Source organism: Mycolicibacterium aromaticivorans JS19b1 = JCM 16368 (genome assembly GCF_000559085.1).
Taxonomy (GTDB): domain Bacteria; phylum Actinomycetota; class Actinomycetes; order Mycobacteriales; family Mycobacteriaceae; genus Mycobacterium; species Mycobacterium aromaticivorans.
This window is the reverse complement of the sequence record NZ_JALN02000001.1, coordinates 1,856,550-1,874,356: the sequence shown is the minus strand read 5'-3', so window position 1 is coordinate 1,874,356 and position 17,807 is coordinate 1,856,550. Positions and strand designations below refer to the sequence as shown.

17 protein-coding genes are annotated in these 17,807 nt (G+C 66.1%); 10 read left to right on the top strand and 7 right to left on the bottom strand.

From position 1 onward, the window contains the following. Nucleotides 1-207: 207 nt before the first annotated feature. Together Y900_RS09050 and Y900_RS09045 are read left to right on the top strand one after the other, a co-directional pair. Nucleotides 208-1,671 (top strand): aldehyde dehydrogenase family protein, encoded by a 1,464-nt coding sequence (locus Y900_RS09050; protein WP_081845293.1) that lies wholly within the window; start codon nucleotides 208-210, stop codon nucleotides 1,669-1,671. Between the two features lie 11 nt (nucleotides 1,672-1,682). Next, the gene (locus Y900_RS09045) at nucleotides 1,683-2,531 is read left to right on the top strand and encodes a mycofactocin-coupled SDR family oxidoreductase (protein WP_036341437.1); all 849 of its coding nucleotides are present in this window, start codon (nucleotides 1,683-1,685) and stop codon (nucleotides 2,529-2,531) included. Here the strand turns inward: Y900_RS09045 and Y900_RS09040 are convergent. Genes Y900_RS09040 through Y900_RS09025 form a run of 4 tightly spaced genes read right to left on the bottom strand, consistent with a single transcriptional unit; the run spans nucleotide 2,528 to nucleotide 6,283 of the window. Beyond that, complete coding sequence (locus Y900_RS09040) at nucleotides 2,528-3,730, bottom strand: cytochrome P450 (RefSeq protein ID WP_036341435.1); 1,203 nt, start codon at nucleotides 3,728-3,730, stop codon at nucleotides 2,528-2,530. The two genes, Y900_RS09045 and Y900_RS09040, sit on opposite strands and share 4 nt — an antisense overlap. Next, nucleotides 3,730-4,338: a cysteine hydrolase family protein gene (locus Y900_RS09035; protein WP_036341432.1), complete on the bottom strand. Its 609-nt coding sequence runs from the start codon at nucleotides 4,336-4,338 to the stop codon at nucleotides 3,730-3,732. The genes Y900_RS09040 and Y900_RS09035 overlap by 1 nt, the downstream gene beginning before the upstream one ends. Then, on the bottom strand, nucleotides 4,335-5,339 hold the full coding sequence (locus Y900_RS09030; protein ID WP_036341429.1) for an aromatic ring-hydroxylating oxygenase subunit alpha: 1,005 nt from the start codon (nucleotides 5,337-5,339) through the stop codon (nucleotides 4,335-4,337). The genes Y900_RS09035 and Y900_RS09030 overlap by 4 nt, the downstream gene beginning before the upstream one ends. Then, nucleotides 5,336-6,283, bottom strand: coding sequence for a TIGR03619 family F420-dependent LLM class oxidoreductase (locus Y900_RS09025; RefSeq protein WP_036341426.1), 948 nt, complete (start codon nucleotides 6,281-6,283; stop codon nucleotides 5,336-5,338). Before Y900_RS09025 ends, Y900_RS09030 begins: the two co-directional genes overlap by 4 nt. Nucleotides 6,284-6,382: 99 nt before the next feature. Between Y900_RS09025 and Y900_RS09020 the strand changes: the two genes are divergently transcribed. Together Y900_RS09020 and Y900_RS09015 are read left to right on the top strand one after the other, a co-directional pair. Then, a complete protein-coding gene (locus Y900_RS09020; protein ID WP_420329749.1) occupies nucleotides 6,383-7,993 on the top strand; it encodes a flavin-containing monooxygenase in 1,611 nt (536 codons plus the stop codon). A gap of 5 nt (nucleotides 7,994-7,998) precedes the next feature. After that, entirely contained in the window at nucleotides 7,999-9,108 is a 1,110-nt protein-coding gene (locus tag Y900_RS09015; protein WP_036346262.1) for an alpha/beta hydrolase family protein, read from the top strand. Here the strand turns inward: Y900_RS09015 and Y900_RS09010 are convergent. Next, nucleotides 9,096-9,704 carry a TetR/AcrR family transcriptional regulator gene (locus Y900_RS09010; protein WP_036341420.1) on the bottom strand — a complete coding sequence of 203 codons (609 nt, stop codon included), beginning with the start codon at nucleotides 9,702-9,704 and terminating at the stop codon, nucleotides 9,096-9,098. The two genes, Y900_RS09015 and Y900_RS09010, sit on opposite strands and share 13 nt — an antisense overlap. 37 nt (nucleotides 9,705-9,741) lie before the next feature. Here Y900_RS09010 and Y900_RS09005 point away from each other — a divergent pair, with 37 nt between their 5' ends. From Y900_RS09005 to Y900_RS08995, 3 genes are read left to right on the top strand one after another with little or no spacing between them, the layout of a single operon-like run. After that, a complete protein-coding gene (locus Y900_RS09005; protein ID WP_036341417.1) occupies nucleotides 9,742-10,788 on the top strand; it encodes a phosphotransferase in 1,047 nt (348 codons plus the stop codon). Beyond that, nucleotides 10,785-11,159, top strand: a complete 375-nt coding sequence (locus Y900_RS09000) for a nuclear transport factor 2 family protein (protein ID WP_036341415.1) — start codon at nucleotides 10,785-10,787, stop codon at nucleotides 11,157-11,159. The genes Y900_RS09005 and Y900_RS09000 overlap by 4 nt, the downstream gene beginning before the upstream one ends. Beyond that, nucleotides 11,156-12,205: a TIGR03857 family LLM class F420-dependent oxidoreductase gene (locus Y900_RS08995; RefSeq protein ID WP_036341413.1), complete on the top strand. Its 1,050-nt coding sequence runs from the start codon at nucleotides 11,156-11,158 to the stop codon at nucleotides 12,203-12,205. Before Y900_RS09000 ends, Y900_RS08995 begins: the two co-directional genes overlap by 4 nt. Here Y900_RS08995 and Y900_RS08990 read toward each other — a convergent pair. Further along, a complete protein-coding gene (locus tag Y900_RS08990) occupies nucleotides 12,202-13,701 on the bottom strand; it encodes an acyl-CoA carboxylase subunit beta (RefSeq protein ID WP_036341412.1) in 1,500 nt (499 codons plus the stop codon). The two genes, Y900_RS08995 and Y900_RS08990, sit on opposite strands and share 4 nt — an antisense overlap. 62 nt (nucleotides 13,702-13,763) lie before the next feature. Between Y900_RS08990 and Y900_RS08985 the strand changes: the two genes are divergently transcribed. From Y900_RS08985 to Y900_RS08975, 3 genes are all read left to right on the top strand, one after another. Then, the gene (locus Y900_RS08985) at nucleotides 13,764-14,792 is read left to right on the top strand and encodes an LLM class F420-dependent oxidoreductase (protein ID WP_036341409.1); all 1,029 of its coding nucleotides are present in this window, start codon (nucleotides 13,764-13,766) and stop codon (nucleotides 14,790-14,792) included. A gap of 100 nt (nucleotides 14,793-14,892) precedes the next feature. Beyond that, nucleotides 14,893-16,191, top strand: a complete 1,299-nt coding sequence (locus Y900_RS08980; protein ID WP_036341406.1) for an HNH endonuclease signature motif containing protein — start codon at nucleotides 14,893-14,895, stop codon at nucleotides 16,189-16,191. Nucleotides 16,192-16,233: 42 nt separating this feature from the next. Then, complete coding sequence (locus Y900_RS08975; protein WP_036341404.1) at nucleotides 16,234-17,325, top strand: alkene reductase; 1,092 nt, start codon at nucleotides 16,234-16,236, stop codon at nucleotides 17,323-17,325. Here the strand turns inward: Y900_RS08975 and Y900_RS08970 are convergent. Beyond that, complete coding sequence (locus tag Y900_RS08970; protein ID WP_036341401.1) at nucleotides 17,298-17,786, bottom strand: DUF2834 domain-containing protein; 489 nt, start codon at nucleotides 17,784-17,786, stop codon at nucleotides 17,298-17,300. The two genes, Y900_RS08975 and Y900_RS08970, sit on opposite strands and share 28 nt — an antisense overlap. Nucleotides 17,787-17,807 lie beyond the last annotated feature (21 nt).

Sequence of the window (17,807 nt, the reverse complement as noted above, 5' to 3'; positions counted from 1 at the left end):
TCACGATCAATCCCTTTCGCCCGGTGGTGGTAACCACATTCTCACACCCCGGACGCTGCGGGTCGAAGAATCGGCGCACCACTGCCGCAGATTCTTACTGTAACCTTTACCGTTGACCGTCCCGGAAAAGAAGGTGGTGCGTCGGTGGACCAGCAGGGTACGAGCGTCGAGCTGGGTTTGCGGGCGGCGAAGCGGGCCGAACCGCGGATGCTCATCGACGGGCGACTCGCTGCGGCCGCCGACGGCGCCGAATTCGACAACATCAGTCCGGCGACCGGCCGGGTGTTGGGGGCCACCGCCGCCGCCGGGCCTCCCGACATGGACCGCGCCATCGCCGCGGCCAGGCGGGCATTCGACGACACCGACTGGTCCACCAACCGAGCGCTACGCAAGAGGTGTCTGGCCCAGCTGCAGGCCGCGCTGGAGTCCGAGAAGGAAGACCTGCGCGAGGAGTTGGTCGCGGAGGTCGGCTGCCCGATCATGTCCACCGGTGACGCCCAATTGGAGTGGCCGCTGACCGACTCGCTCCGGTATCCGTCCCGGCTGATCGACGAATTCAACTGGGAGCGAACGCTGGACGGCGGCGGCCTCTTCGGCGATCGCAACGTCCGCACCGTCGTCAAGGAGCCGGTCGGGGTGGTCGCGGCGATCACGCCGTCGAACTACCCGATCGAGGTCATCCTCAACAAGCTCGGTCCCGCGCTGGCCGCCGGCAACACCGTGGTGCTCAAGCCCGATCCCAACACCCCGTGGAACGCCACCCGCATCGGCCGGCTGGTTGCCGAGCACACCGACATCCCGCCCGGTGTCCTCGCCGTGGTGCCCACCCCGCACAATGAGGTCGCCGGACTGCTGGCCACCGATCCGCGGGTGGACATGGTGTCGTTCACCGGATCCACCTCGGTGGGCAAGCAGTTGATGCGCGACGGCGCCGACACCATCAAGCGCACGTTCCTGGAACTGGGCGGCAAGTCGGCGCTGATCGTGCTCGACGACGCCAACCCGGCGCACATCATCGGCAGCGCGGTCGGGGTATGCGTGCATGCCGGGCAGGCCTGCGCGCTCACCACGCGGTTGGTGATCCACGAATCGCTCTACCCCGAGGCGCTCGCCGCGATCACCGCGGCCTTCCAGTCGGTGCCGGTCGGTGACCCGGCGCTGCCCAGCACGTTCGTCGGCCCTCTCGTCAGCGCCAGGCAGAAGCAGCGGGTGCTCGACGCATGTGACCGGGCCCGTCGTGACGGTGCCGAAATCGTCGTCGGCGGAGGCGGTATCGACGATCTACCGGACTACCTCGCCGGTGGGCACTTCGTCGCACCCACGGTGATCATCGGTGCCGACCCCCGCTCCGCGATCGCCCAGCAGGAGATCTTCGGGCCCGTCCTGGTGGTGCTCCCGTTCCGCGACGACGAGGAGGCGATCCGCATCGCCAACGACAGCGCCTACGGGTTGGCCGGCGCGGTGTTGTCGGGGTCCGTGGAGCGCGGCACCGCCGTCGCCCGCCGGATCCGTACCGGCTCGATCGGTGTCAACGGGGGAATGTTCTACGGCGCCGACGCCCCGTTCGGGGGCTACAAGAACAGCGGCGTCGGACGTCAGTGCGGCATCGAGGGATTCGGCCAGTACCTGGAAACCAAGACCCTCGCGGTCCGCGCTCCACGCCAGTCATAGGAGGACACCCAATGGGCAAGTTGGACAACAAGGTTGCCGTGGTCTCGGGGGCCGCGCGAGGACAGGGGCGTTCACACGCGATCGCGCTGGCCGCCGAAGGTGCGGACGTCATCGTGCTGGACATCTGCGCCGACCTCGAAGGCAACACCTACCCGCTGTCGCGGCCTGAGGACCTCGACGAGACCGTGTTGCTGGTGGAAAAGGAAGGCGCGCGGTGCTTTTCCGCGATCTGCGACGTCCGCGAGCGCAGTGCGGTGTGGCAGACGATCGCCGATGCCGTCGATGAGATGGGCCACCTCGACATCGTCGTCGCCAATGCCGGTATCTGCCCGATGGGCAAGCGGCAGACCCTGCAGTCGTGGTCGGACACCATCGACACCGATCTGGTCGGGGTGTTCAACGTGATCCAGGCCAGCATGCCGCACCTCAACGATGGCGCATCGGTGATCGCCACCGGTTCGCTTGCGGCGCAACTGGGCAGCGCCACCAACCAGGGTCCGGGCGGGTCGGCCTACAGCCTGGCCAAACAGATGGTCGCCCACTACGTCAACGATCTGTCAGTCCAGTTGGCCAAGAGAATGATTCGGGTGAACGCGCTACACCCGACCAATGTCAACACCGACATGCTGCACAACGAGGGCATGTACCGGGTGTTCCGGCCCGACCTGGCGTCCCCGACACGCGACGACGCCGAGCTGTCGTTCCCCGCCATGCAGGCGATGCCGGTGCCCTACATCGAGCCGCACGACGTGTCGGCCGCCGTGGTGTTCCTGGCCAGTGACGATGCCCGCTACATCACCGGAACGCAGATGCGCATCGACGCAGGGGGTTACGTCAAGACCAAGCCTTGGAAGGGCTAGCGGACCGCGGTGAAGGTCACCGGCAACGATGTCGGCGACCGGAACGGCTGGCCGTGGATGTGCGGATCGTCGTCGGTGATCAGCGTGATGTCGCCCAGCCGATCCAGCAAGGACTCCAACGCGACGCGGGTCTCCATCCGGGCCAGGTGCAGACCCATACAGGTGTGCTCGCCCGCCGCGAACGTGATGTGCGGGGTGTGGTGGCGAAAGATGTCGAACTTCTCGGGGTCCGGCCAGCGGTTCGCATCGCGGTTGGCCGAGCCCATGCACACGTCGATCACCGAACCGGCCGGTATCGCAACACCGCCCAGCTCGCTGTCCTCGGTGGCGAACCGCTGCACGGTGGTCAGTGGAGTCTCGTAGCGCAGACCTTCTTCGATGGCCGGAGCCAGCAGTTCCCGGTTGGCCTGCACCGCCGCGAACTGTTCGGGATGGGTGAGCAACAGGTAGAGCAGATTGCCCGACGATCGGTAGGTGGTTTCCAGGCCGGCCGGGAGAAGCAGCCGCAGGAACGAGTAGATCGCCTCGTCGGTCAGCTTCTCCCCGTTGATGTCCGCACTCACCAGATCGCCGATGATGTCGTCGGTCGGCGTCGACCGACGTTTGTCGATCTGCTCCAGGAAGTAGTCCTTGAGCGCAGCCGATGCCTCGAACGCTTTGCGGTAGTCGACGGCGTAGCTGATCAGCTGGACTGCGCGGCGCCGGAAAGTGGGCAGGTCTTCTTCGGGTAGGCCCAGCAGCCGGGTGATGACGCGGGTGGGGAATTCGAACGTGAATGCCCGCACCAGGTCGGTGTCCCCGTCGCGGATGAACTCGTCGATCAAGCCGTTGACGATCGGGCGGACCACCTCAGGTTCCCAGCGCGCCAACGACTTCGACTTGAACGCAGCGGAGACCAGATTGCGGTGATCCCAGTGGGCCTTGCCTTCCATCGCCAGCAACGACGGCCCGATGAACAGTCCGATCGTGGAGTCGTAGATGGAGGAGTTGAACACCCGCCCATCGCGCAGCACCCTGTTCACCGCGTCGAAGGACACCGCGGCATACTCTTGCCTTGGACGCAGCGACTCCGGAGTCTTCGAGTAGTCCATCACCGTGCCGCGGAAGATCCCTGGACCACAGCGCATCTCGGCGAAGAACGGATACGGATCGCGAAGGTAGTCTGTCGGCAACTGCGGCACGGCGGTGTCGGTGTTCATTACGCCTCCCAGGCCGCGATCAGTTCGTCGGTGGTGGTGATGGTCGCCAGCAAGGCCAGGGTGTTGTCGATGATGGCGGTGCCGTACTCGGCGGGTACCCCGGCGAGCGCATCGCGCGGCAGCACCACGCGGTAGCCGGCATTGACGGCGTCCATCACCAGATTGGGAATCGCCACGTTCAGTGACACCCCCACGCCGACGACGGTGGTCGCGCCGAGATTGCGCAGGATCGCGTCGAGATCGGTACCGCCCATCGGGCCAAGACCATGCGATCGGCTCAGGACGAGATCGGTTGGCTCCGGGCCGAATTGCGGTAACAGCGTGGCACCGGGGCTGCCCGGCGCGATGTCGACCCCACTAGCTCCGATCGCGAACAGCTTGGCATTGTGGTTGGAGCCGAGTCCGTCGGGCCGGCGCTGCACCAGGCAGTGCACCACGGTGACTCCGGCCGCACGCGCCACGGGTAGCAAGCGGGCGATGTTGGGTAGCGCCTCGCGCTCCGCTTCGCGGGCCAACGCCGCCAGTCCGGCATCCGGCCCGACGACGGCGCCCTGCAACTCCTGGGTGACGATGACGGTGTGGCCCGGGTCGACGAGTTCGGCCTTCATATGGGTGCCGCCGCCGACACGTCATAGAACTGCTGAGCCCACTTGCGCATTGCCATATAGGGTTTCGCGTCGACCTTGGCCAGTGCCGGGTGTTCGACGTATTTCTGATAGCGCCAGATCTCGAGGTCGTCCCACACCGTGCCCAGATACTGCTTCTCCACCCGTTCTCGGACGTCGTCGGGTGGGATGTCACTGGTGTCGCCGTGTTTTCGCGGCCACCAGATGGAATAGAACATGTTGGACACCTCGTCGTCGACGGGTGTGCAGGCGAAGATCAGCCGGTGGTTCGACGAGCCCTCGAACGCACTGATCGCGAAACCCAGCCCGGAGAAGTGGCTGTGGATACGCAATGCCATGGCGTTCGGGTCATCACTGCGCGCATCGGGCCAGCCGGTGACGAACCGCCACTCTTCATCGACCGCTTCCCACTCCAAGCAGACCGGAGTGACCGTCGCGTGGTGGACGTAGTGGAAATGTGAACTGTCCGGACCGTTTTCGGCAACGATCTGGGGATGCACCGGCTCGTTCTCGGCGAAGCGGGAGAACTCCGGGTATGGGCGGTAGTACTCGTCGGGGGCGGCGGTGAATTGCGGGAACTTGGCGAACATGTCGGGCAGTTCCCACCGGGGTGGCTCACCGCCCGGGTGGTGCCAGAGGAAGATGCAGCCGTGCTGCTCCTCGACCGGGTAGGTCCGAAGACGCAGCCCCTTGTTGGGCCGATCCGGCTGGTAGGGGATGTGGGTGTTGTCGCCGTCGGGTCCCCAGCGCCAGCCGTGGAACGGACACTCGACGCAGTCGCCGACGACGGTGCCGCCATGCCCGATGTGCGCACCGAGGTGCTTGCAGTGCCCTTCGAGCACGTGCAACTCGCCGGACTGGTCGCGATAGATCACCAGGTCCTCGCCGAAGTATCGCAGCGGCCGGACGTCACCGACGGCGTACTGCGCCGACCAGCCGACCATGAACCAGCCGGTGACTTTCCAAGTGAATGGAACCTTCACGCGGAACCTCCTCGAACCGGTGTACCGACCAGATCGCCTGCAATGACCACCTCGCCGAACGCGTCGATGTAGTCGAGCGCCGCTGCCGGGGTGGGTGCCTCGACGCGAGCGACTGCCCAGTTCGCGCCGTACCCGGCGAGTTCACCCAGGGTGTCCTGCGCTCGGCGCAGTGAGGAGTCGTCGTCCAGGTCGATCCAGGGGCAGATGACTTGCACGTCGAGCGTCTCCGGATCCCGGCCGGCATCGGCCAGGGCCTGACGCAGCCGGCCGAGCCGGGCGCCGAACGCCGCGGTGTCCTCCAGCGCAGCCGTGCCGATCGCTGACGCCATACCCGAGGGCGCGATAAGCGGCATCCAGCCGCTGCCGTGTTCGACGACGCGCCGTGCCGCGGCTGCCGTGTTGCCGCCGATCCAGATCGGTGGATGCGGACGCTGTACCGGTGGCTGCAACCACATCGGACCGGTTGCCGTGAATCCCCGCCCACTGACCGGTGTTTCGGGATCGGTCCAGATCGCGCGCAGTGCGGCGAGTGCTTCGTCGAGCAACTCGGCCCGGTCGTCGACCTCGACGCCCAGCGCGGAGAACTCCGAGCGTAGGTACCCCGCGCCCACGCCTGCGATCAACCGGCCGCCGGACAGGATGTCCACGCTGCCGAGCGCCTTGGCGGACAGATACGGGTTGCGGAACGGCAGCACGAACAGGTTGGTCATCAGTTTGATCCGGCTGGTCACCCCGGCCATGAAGCTCAGCGCCGCGACGGGGTCCACAGTGTTGTGGCCGCCGTTGCGGCGCCATTTCAGCGACGGTGCCGGATGTTCGGACAGCGCGACCGCGGCGAAGCCTGCCGCTTCGGCTCTCGACACGACATCCCGGATCACGGCGGGGGAGAGGAAATCGTCGGGCGCGGTGGGTAGCTCGCTCGGATACTCCAGCGTGTACCGCATCGTCCACCTGAGGGTTTCGGGGAACCGGCGATCAGGCCGGTTCCAATACTGTAATCATTACAGTAGCATCCGCTGTGCGGTGAGGCGAAGGGTCAGATGATGGATAGTGATGATGTGCTCGTGATCGGAGCCGGGTTCTCCGGTCTGTACATGCTGCACCGGCTACGACAGCTCGGGCTCCGGGCGCAGGTACTAGAGAGGGCCGAAAAGATCGGCGGCACTTGGCTGTTCAACCGCTATCCGGGCGCGCGCTGCGACATCGAGAGTATCGAATACTCCTACAGCTTCTCCGAGGAGATTCAGCAGGAGTGGGTGTGGACCGAGACCATGCCCGCCCAGCCGGAGATCGAGGCGTACCTCAACTTCGTCGCGGACCGCCTTGACCTGCGCCGTGACATCCGGCTCGACACCGACGTGACCGCGATGACGTTCGACGACGACAGCGGGAGGTGGACCCTGCAGGCCGCCGACGGCGAGACGTTCGTGGCACCCTTCGTGGTCGCCGCCTCCGGCATCCTGTCGGAACCGCTGGAGCCCGACATTCCCGGCATGGGCACCTTCGCCGGGGACTCGCTGTTCACCAGCCGGTGGCCGGCGGGCGGCGTCGACCTCTCCGGTAAGCGGGTCGGCGTCATCGGAACCGGTTCGACCGCCGTGCAGATGATCCCGGTGATCGCGCGGGAGGTACAGCAGCTCTGCGTCTTTCAGCGGTCGCCGGCGTTCACGCTGCCGTGGCAGGTGCGGCAGTTCGAGGCCGGTGAACTCGACGAGATGAAGGCGAACTACGGCGAGATCAGGCAAGCGCAGCGTCAGCATCCGATCGGTGCGGCACGACTCTCGGCGTTCTCGGTGCTGATCGACATGCTGGTCAGCCCGCCCATCAAGACGGCCACCCGCGACGAGCAGGTGCGAGCGGTCGACGAGCGCGGCGTGATGGGCGCGCTCAACTGGGGTGACATCTTCTTCGATATCGAGGCCAGCCGGATGGCCACCGCGCTGTACGGCGAGGCGATCGCGCGGATCGTCCGCGATCCAGAGACCGCCGCGGCGCTGGTACCCAGCCACCCGTTCGGCTGCAAACGGCCGATCATCGACCAGGGGTACTACCAGACCTACAACCGCGACAACGTCACGCTGGTTGACCTTCGCAAGAATCCGATCCGCACGATCACCCCGGACGGTATCGACACCGCGGCCGAGCACTACGACCTCGACGTCATCATCTATGCCACCGGATTCGATGCGATGACAGGCGCACTCACCCGCATCGACGTTCGCGGTCGGGACGGTGTGCTGTTGCGGGACGTCTGGGCCGAGCAGGGGCCGGTGTCCTACCTCGGCCTGGCGGTCGCCGGGTTCCCCAACCTGTTCACCGTTCAGGGACCGGGCAGCCCGGCGGCGGCGACGAACTTCGTCACCGCGCTCGAACAGCACGTCGAATGGATCGGCGACTGCATCGCCCACCTGAAGGCCGCCGGTCACCGGACCATCGAGGCGATGCCCGAGGCGCAGCACGAATGGATCGAGCACACCACATCCCTTGTGGCGGCGACAGTTCTGGTCCACCCGAGCTGCAATTCGTGGTACAACGGCGCCAACGTTCCCGGTAAGAAACGGATGTACATGGGCTACACGGCAGGCATTCCGGAGTACCGGCGCCGCTGCGACGAGATCGCCGGCGCGGGTTACGCAGGCTTCCTGCTGGCGTGAGCGGGATGGGGCTGAGTAGCGCACACCGACTGGCAACCCAGTTGGGCGGCGTGCTGCCCCGGTCGCTGGCCGCTTTGCACCGCTCGCAGGACTGGAGCCCGCTGTCCGGGCGCGGTGTACGGCAGGTCGCCGAGGTGGCCCTTGACGAGCTGGTGGTCACCGGGATGACCCTGATGTCGCCACCGCCCCGGCTGGCTCGCCCGGTCGAGGACTACGCCGGGGTGGCGGCCGAGTTGGTCGACCTCGGGGTGGCGGGAGTGCATCGCGCGCCGGAGCCGTTGACGGTCAAGAACATTCGGCAGGTCAGCGCCGGAGTGCTGTCCTATGAACGGATGAGCTATGACCATGACCCGCAACTGGTCTCGGCGCTGGCCGTCGAAGGTCACGACGGTCCGGCCTGCGCCGAAGTCGTGCTGTTCCGCCACGACGATGCGCCGCGGCCCTGGCTGGTGTGGGTGCACGGCGCGGGCCAGGGCGGCATGTCCGACATCCTGGTCGCCAGGGTCGGGCGCATCCATCGGGAGCTGGGCTTCAATGTGGCGTTGCCCGTTCAGCCCGGACACGGGCCGCGGCGCGACCGCTGGCCGGCGTATCCCGGCACCGATCCGGTCGCGAACGTCGCGGGAATGGTCCGCGCGGTCTCGGAGGTGCGTGCGGTGCTCGGCTGGATCGAGGCCGACTCGACTACGATCGGCGTCTCCGGATTGTCGCTGGGGAGTGCGGTCGCAGCCCTGGTCGCGGGGCTGGACGACAGGGTCCGCGCCGTCGCGCTCTACACACCGATCCTCGGACTGAACGGGATGATCGCCCGGCATCTGCACCGGTGGGGCTCGGCGGCCGATATCGTCGGGGCGGCCATGGCATCCGACATCGTGTCGGACTTGACCTCGGTGATCGATCCGCTCGCGCTCGACCCGCTGCCATCCCCGGACCGGCGGCTGATCGTCGGGGCGTGGCACGACCAGATGGCCTACCGGCAGTCCGCGCTGGCCTTGCACGAACGCTGGGGCGGGCAGCTGTACTGGCACGACGGCGGACATGTCGGGCATCTGTTCTCGGGTGCCGTCCAGGCGCAGACCGAGCAGTTCCTGCGTGCGTTGACTCAGGCGCCGTAGTCACGCACGATCCGGTCCCGCGCGTGCACCAGCTCGGTATCCAGGTCGACCCCGGACGGCAGCGCAACCCACTGGAAGCCGAGGCCGAAGCATACGGCGGTGATATCGCTGACCGCGCGGTCCAAATCGATGTTCCGCCGAACTGACTTGTCCCGCTGTCCTTTCCGCAGTCCGTCGGCCACGTTGGCCACGCCGGCGGTCAGCTGGTCCTGGACGCGATCGCGAAGTGGCGAGGTGGTCTTCATCGCCTCGAAGGTAGAGACGAACATCGCGCGCAAGACGTCCCGGTCACGTGCGTACAGGTCGCGGATCCGGTCGATGTGGGCGACGACCTGGTCCATGCCGGTCGGGTACGGCACGAGGTCCGGGTTGAGCCGGCTGACGTACTCCTGCAGGAAGTCCTCGAGGATCGCCTCCTTGCCGCCGAAGCGGGCGTGAACCATCGTGCGGCTGTATCCGGCTCGGCGACCGATCTCAGCGGCAGTGGTTGCCTCCCAGCCTTTCTCGACGATCAGCTCAGCGGCGGCCTCCATCAGGCGGCGCCGGGACGTCTCGACTCGTTCGGGCTGCGTCAAACCGCGTGCGGGGGAGGGCACCCTTGCATATTAAACACCTCGCAACTATCTTGCGAGGGTGACTTCAGCGACGGCACGGGTGCCGTCAGGCATCGACGCCGTCGACCCGGCGTGGCTCACCGAGGCATTGCATGCGACCGTGACCGACGTCGTCGCCGAACAGATCGCCCAGGACAGCGGATTCTCGTCGTTGCTGTATCGCCTGCACCTGACCGGCGAGGGCGTTCCGCCGACGGTGATTGCCAAGCTGGCCGCGCTCTCGGAGGCCCGGGGCGCGATGGAGCTGCTCGGCGGCTACCGGCGAGAGCTGGCCTTCTATCGCGATATCGCGGGTCGGGCACCGCTGGGCACGCCGGACGTCTACGTAGCGCGGATGGCCGACGACTCCGCCGATTTCGTTCTGGTGATGGAAGACCTGATGAAGTGGGAGAACGCCGACCACCTGGCGGGGCTGTCGATCGAGCGGGCACGGCTGTGCATCCAGCAGTTGGCCGGATTACACTCCTGGTCGATCGATCCGTCCAATAGTGCTGCACTGCAAGTGTTTCCGAGTTTCGACATGCCCGCCGTCCGTGATCTGCTAGTGGCTGCCTTCGGGCCCGGCTGGGAGATCTACCGAACGCACTCGGCGGCGCCGGTGCCGGAGTCGGTGGCCTGTTTCGCAGAGCGGTTCACCGAGCACGCCGCGACAGCGCTCGACGGTTTGACCGAGCGGTCGATGCTGCTGCACGGCGACATCCGCGCCGACAACATGTTCTTCTCGGGCGAGAAGATGAAGGTGGTGGACTTCCAGTTCGCCTGTGTCGGTGCGGGTGCGGCAGACATCGCCTACCTGGTCAGCCAGGGATTGCCCACCGAGATCCGGCGCGGCCAGGACGAGACGCTGTTGCGCGGCTACCTTCAGGACCTGGGCGACATCGGCTACTCGTTCGACGAAGCGTGGCGGCACTACCGATTGGCGACGGGATTCCTGATCGTGTTGCCCGTCATCACGTTGCTCGGCTGGGATGCGCTGCCGCAGCGCTCACGAGACCTCTGCCTGACCCTGACCGATCGGGCGGTGGCGACGATCGCCGACATCGATGCGCTCGAGGTGTTCGGATGAGCCGCACCGCACGCGAGGTCGTCGAGCTGTACAACCTGGTGGTCTGGAACGACCGGGATGTCGCACTCGCCGAGGAGCTGCTGGGCGACAGTGTGATTCGGCACGAGGTCGGCGAGGCAGTGGTGCTCACTCATGCCGAGGCGGTCCAGCGCGTCGTCGACCACTTGGAGATGTTCGACGAGATCCGCTTCGATCTGAACCTGGTGGTTGCCGGTGACGACGCCGAACACGTCGCGATCGTCTACCAGTCGCCGATGACGCTCAAGGACGGCTCCCGGGTCGATGTAGGCAGTATGGAGATCTTCCGCGTCGTCGACGGCCGGATCACCGAAGTGTGGAATTGCGGCTACAAACAGGGAGTTTGGGCATGACTTCTGAACGTGTGCTCGACGAGCTCGGTTACTACCTGCTGGCGGGAGCAGGCGGCGAGGGACCGGCGACGCTGATGGACGAGGCTCGCCGCGGCGAGGAGCTGGGCTTCGGCACCGCCTTCATCTCCGAACGGTGGAACGTCAAGGAAGCCTCCTCGCTGGTGGGGGCGGCATGCGCGGTGACCAGCCGGATGCAGATCGCTACGGCGGCAACCAATCACAACACCCGTCACCCGCTGATCACCGGCTCGTGGGCGACCACCATGCACCGGCTCTCCGGTGGGCGCTTCACGCTCGGCATCGGCCGCGGCATAGCGGCGCTTTACGGTGCGTTCGGCATTCCTCCGGTGACCACCGCGCAGATGGAAGACTTCGCCCGGGTGATGCGCCGGCTGTGGCACGGCGAGCTGATCTTCAACCACGACGGTCCGTTGGGGAAATACCCGGTTCTCTTCCTGGATCCGGACTTCAACGAAGACATCCGGCTGGCTTTGGTGGCGTTCGGCCCGGAGACGCTGAAGCTCGGCGGCCGGGAGTTCGATGACGTCATTCTGCACACCTACTTCACTCCGGAGACGTTGACGCGCTGCGTCAAGACCGTCAAGGACGCCGCCGAGCAGGCCGGTCGTGATCCGGCCAGTGTGCGGGTGTGGTCGTGCTTCGCCACCGTCGGCGATCACCTGCCCGAGGAGCTGCGGCTGAAGAAGACCGTCGCGCGGCTGGCCACCTACCTGCAGGGCTATGGCGAGCTGATGGTCAGCACGAACGACTGGGATCCCGCTGTGCTGGAACGCTTCCGCGCGGACTCGGTGGTGCAGTCGGTGGGCGGCGGGATCGACCACAAGGCGACAGCCGAGCAGATCGAGCACATCGCGACGCTGATTCCCGATGAGTGGCTTGAACCGTCGGCCACCGGGTCGGCGGAACAGTGCGTGGACCGCATCCGCAAGGAGTTCGACTACGGCGCCGACGCGGTGATCATGCACGGCGCCACACCGGATGAGTTGGAGCCGGTGGTCGCGGCCTACCGGCAACGCCACCCCTAGGGCGTGATGACAGTCCGGCTGACCGGCTCGGCGACTTCCTGACGGCTGAAGATGCCGCGCTGCAACGCCAGAATCAGCGAGTTCCGCGTCTCCTCAGGCGAGATCAGTTCATCGAAGCCCAGACTGCCCGCCGAACGGTAGGAGGCCTCGAGTTCCATGCTCTTGAGAGTCTCGGTGACGTCCTCATCGGCGTGTGAGGCGCGGCTCAACGCGGCCGCGCTCATCGCGCCCATCGTGGCTCCTGGGTAGGCGAACGTCGCCACCTGATTGTCGAAGCCCAGCAGCGACATCACCATCGAGCCGAATCCGAATGCTTTGCGCAGCGTGACATGCAGCTTCAAGGTCGTCGCCGCCGTCTGGGCTGCGAACATCCTTGCCCCGCTTCGCAAAACACCGTTGCGCTCGGACTGGCTGCCCGGCAGCATGCCGGGGTTGTCGGCCAGGAACACGATCGGCACGTGGAACGAGTCGGCGACCATGATGAAATGTGCTGCCTTGTCGGCGGCGTCGGAGTCGATGGAACCGGCCAGCTCGGTCGGCTGATTGGCAACGACCGCAACCGGATAGCCCCCCAGGTGCGCGAGCGCGCAGATGATCGCCTGGCCGAACTTCGGCTGGATCTCGAACCAGTCCGGCTCGTCGAAGACCACGTCGAGGACAGTGCGCATGTCGTAGATGTTGCGGTTGTCGCGGGAGATGATGTCGAGCAACTCGGGAGTGGAGCGAAGCCCGGCCTCCTCGTCGTACATCCGGGTCGGGGGATACGACCATGCGCTGGAAGGGAAGTAAGACAGGTAGCGCCGGATGTCGTCGAGCACCGCTTCGTCGCTGTCGGCGACATTGTGGATGACACCGCTGGGCAACGCGACCGTCGGGCCGCCGAGCTCTTCCTTCGAAATATCTTCACCGGTAGCTTCTTTCACGACCGGAGGGCCTGCGGTGAAGATCGCACCCTGGTCGCTCATGATCGAGAAGTCGCAGACCGGAGCCACCAGCGCGCCGTGCCCCGCCGACGGACCGAGCACAGCGGAGATGGTCGGAACCTTGCCCGAACACCGTGCCTGCGCGATCAGATCGGTCGGGGTGCGGCCATAGTGTTCGCCGCCCGCGGCTCGGAAACCGGCCCCCTCCAACAACATCACCAACGGGATCTTGTTGCGGAGCGCAAGTTCGGCGAGCCGGTAGCGCTTGGCATTCCCGCCGGGACCAATGCTGCCTGCCAACGTGGTGAAGTCCTCCGCGCCCACCATCACCGGCGTTCCGTCGATGCGACCCGCGCCCGCCACCAAACCGTCCGCCGCGATCTCGCCGCCGACGAGGGTGCCGAACTCCTGGAAGGTGCCGGGATCGAGGAGGTGATCGATTCGCGCCCGGGCATCGAGCTTCCCCTTGCCGTGGTGCTTGGCGAGACGCTCCTCGCCGCCCATGGAATGGGCATGCTGACGGCGTCGGCTCAGGTCGTGGAGCGTGTCCTGCCAGTCCTGCGCATTGCTCATCGACGTGTCCTTACCGTGGCGGCGTTGACCATACTGAATTGCTTACTGTAGCGTCTGCCGACATGGGTGAGGTCGGCGGTCTCAAAGTCGACCGCGGCGTCATCAGCAGGCTTGCCGGGGTCGCCGAGGGGGCCCGTGAGGTCGAGCGGCTCGGTTACGACGGGTGCTGGACGGCCGAGATCAGCCACGACCCGTTCCTTCCCCTGACGCTGGCGGCCGAGCACACCACCGAGATCGAATTGGGGACCTCGATCGCGGTGGCCTTCGCCCGCAATCCGATGACCGTGGCCAACATCGGGTGGGATCTACAGGACTACTCGAAGGGCCGGCTGCTGCTCGGGTTGGGAACGCAGATCAAACCACACATCGAGAAGCGTTTCAGCATGCCGTGGAGTCATCCCACGCGACGCATGGGTGAGTTCGTCACTGCGCTGCAGGAGATCTGGGCCTGCTGGCGCAACGGCACCAAGCTGAGCTTCGACGGCGAGTTCTACACCCACCGGCTCATGACGCCGATGTTCGTGCCCGAACAGCATCCGTACGGGTCGCCGAAGGTGATGATCGCCGCCGTCGGTGAGTTGATGACCCAGATGTGCGGTGAGGTGGCAGACGGTCTGATCGCGCACGCCTTCACCACCAAGCGATATTTCGACGAGGTGACCATTCCGGCGCTGGAGCGGGGGATGGCCACTTCGGGCCGCTCGCGCAGCGAGTTCCAGGTGATGGCGCCGGTGTTTGTGGTGACCGGCGCCGATGAGGCCGAGATGGCCGCCGCGGCAGCGGGTTCACGCAAGCAGATCGCCTTCTACGCCTCGACGCCTGCCTACCGGAAGGTGCTGGAGCTGCACGGGTGGGGTGATCTGCAGACCGAGTTGCACCGCCTGTCGCTGGACGGCCAATGGGACACGATGGCCACGTTGATCGACGACGAGATCCTGTCGACGTTCGCGGTTGTGGCGCCCCTGGACGGTCTGGCTGCGGCTTTGAAGGAACGCTGCGACGGGATCATCGATCGGGTGATGATCGGGCTGCCTCCGTCGGCGCCCGAGGAGACCGTGCGAGCGTTTCTGGACGAGGTGCGTAGCGGCTGAGTTTCGTTGGCGCGAGGGGGTTTATCCCCAGATCCGATTTGGTCCACAGGTTGATAGTGGGCGTCGGTTTTTGTCGGTAGTTCGAACTAGTGTTCTAATCATGGGTTCGATCAGTGCGGCGTTGGATGCGCTGGACGCGGCGGTCGAACTCCTGGGTGCCGCCGATATCGAGGAACTGCCCGCGCCACAACGCTTTACCGCTCTGGAACGGCTCGAGACCGCGCTACGCCGCCAGGTCGCGATATCCCACGAGCAGCTCACCCATCTGGAACGGTATGAGGGCTGCCCACCGATCCCGATCGTGGTGGCCGACGTGCTGCGGATCAGCCGTTCCGCGGCCAAGCGCCGGATGCGCGATGCCGAGCAGTTGGTTCCGCGCCGAGCGTTGACCGGCGAACCGTTGGCTGCGCTGCTACCTGAGACCGCAAAAGCCTGGGAGGCCGGGCTTCTCGACGGTGAGCACGTCCGGGTGATCCAGAAGTTCTTCCGCGACCTACCCGATCACGTCGGCCCGGTCGAGATCGAGAAAGCTGAACACACCCTGGCCGAGCACGCCCAGACCATGCGGCCCGATCAACTGGAGAAAATCGCCGACCGCCTCGCCGTCCACCTCAACCCCGACGGCCAGTACTCCGAGGAAGACCGGGCCCGCAAGCGTGGCTTCCAATGGTGCGGCAGTCAACGCCCCGACGGCATGAGCATCGGGAAACTGATCGCCGATCCCGAACTACGATCGATGCTGGATGCCTGGCTGGCGAAATTCGCCGCCCCCAAACCCGATCCGGACGGTGCCGAACCCGACCTCCGCAGCCACGCCCAACGCCAACACGACGCGCTCGCCGAGTTGGTCCGCGGCCGTCTCGGTGACCCCAAACTCGGCCAGCACAACGGGTTACCCGTCACCATGATCGTCACCACCACCCTGCAAGACTTACAGGCCGGCGCCGGACACGCCGTCACCGCCGGTGGCACCCTGCTCCCGATCACCGACCTGATCCGGATGGCCGCCCCCGCCCACCACTACCTCGCCGTGTTCGACGGCGTCACCGGACAATCACTGTGGCTGGGCCGAAGCAAACGCCTGGCCTCAGCCGATCAGCGAATCATGCTGCTAGGCAAGTACCGGGGCTGCACCGCACCCGGCTGCACCGTCAACGGCCACACCAGCCACGTCCACCACGCCGCCAAGGATTGGAAACACGGCGGCAGCACCGACATCGACGACCTCACCCTGGCCTGCAAATGCGACAACCTCCTCGTCGAAAACGACGGCTGGACCACCCACCAACTCCCTAACGGCCAGACTCACTGGACCCCACCACCCGACATACCCATGCGCGGCGGCACCAACGACTACCACCACCCTGAACGTTTCCTGCCGAACGACGATGACCCATGAGGCCGGGGAATGAATATGCCCCAGCAAGGCTTGTAGGCAAGCATGACGTTCACGCTGACCGACGACTCAGCCCTGCTCCAGCCGATCACCATCGGGGCGAACACCGCGCGGAATCGCCTCTTTATGGCGCCGCTGACCCGCTCACGCGCCCAGTCGGACGGCACGCCGAGCGACCTGCAGGTCGAGTACTACGCGCAGCGTGCATCGGCCGGGCTGATCATCACCGAAGCCACCGCCATTTCCCAGGTGGGTAACGGCGCCTACGTCAACACGCCGGGCATCTACACCGACGGCCATCAGGAGAAGTGGGCCGAGGTGGCCTCGGCCGTGCACGCGCAGGACGGGTTGATGTTCATGCAGATCTGGCATGTCGGCCGGATGGCGCACCCGGACATCAACGGCGCCGAGTCGGTGGCACCGTCGGCGATCGCGGCGAAAATGCTCGCCCACACGCCAGGCGGCAAGAAGCCGCTGCCGGTGCCGCGGGCTCTGGACACCGACGAAATCGCCGGAGTGGTTGCGCAATTCCGCGACGCGGCGCGCCGCGCTATTGATGCGGGCCTTGACGGCGTCGAAATCCATTCCGCCAACGGCTATCTCCTGCACCAATTCCTGGCCGATGCCACCAACACCCGCACCGACCGCTATGGCGGCACCGCGGAGAACCGTGCACGGCTGACCGCGGAGGTCGTCGAGGCCGTCGCCGCCGAGATCGGGGCCGACCGGGTCGGTCTGCGCATCTCGCCGGGAAACGGGGCCGGTGACGTCAACGAGGTCGACACCGTTTCGGCCTATGAGGCTCTGCTGGAACGTATTTCATCGTTGGGGCTGGCGTATCTGCACGTCCTGATCAACCCGGACGCCCCCGAGTTCGGGATCGTGCGGGCGCTGTGGTCGGGACCGTTCGTGCTGAACACCGGCCGCGAAGTGGAGACCAGCTTCTGCGAGCTGGAGAACCTCGCCGACTGGGGTGCCATCAGCGCGGCCGCTGTCGGCCGTGCCTACCTGGCCAACCCCGACCTCATCGACCGGCTGCGCACCGGCGCCGAGCTGACGGAGCCCGACGTTGCGACGTTCTACTCGCCGGGCCCGGCGGGCTACGTCGACTACCCGACGCTGGCGCCGACCGCCTGAGCTGACTTCTCGTGCAGCCGCTGGCGTTCGACAGTGGCCAGATAGAAAGCCCACGCGAACGCGAAGCTGGTGAACAGGCTCGACACGAAGAACAGCCACGGCCGGCGGATACCCCGCCGGTAACCGTCGATGATCGTGAACAACGGCAGCAGGATCACGTTGCCGATGGTGTAGTCCTGGCTGGCCGACGCCGCAGCCGGGTTGTCATAGCCCAGGGTGATGAACTGCCACCAGCTGCCCGCGCCGGTGAACACATTGCCCGAGCCGTCGGCGTACTGATGGACGAACTGGATGTTGAAGTACCAGCCCAGTACCACCGACGCGATACCGATCAGGTAGTACAGGATCTCGAGCGCACTGACTGCGGGACCATTGGCCGGCCGCCGGAACACCGCCGAATTGGATCCGATGATCCATGCGATGACGAGGACGGCCAGCACTGCATGAACGAGGAGCGTCATGGCTTCGTAACTGTAGTGACA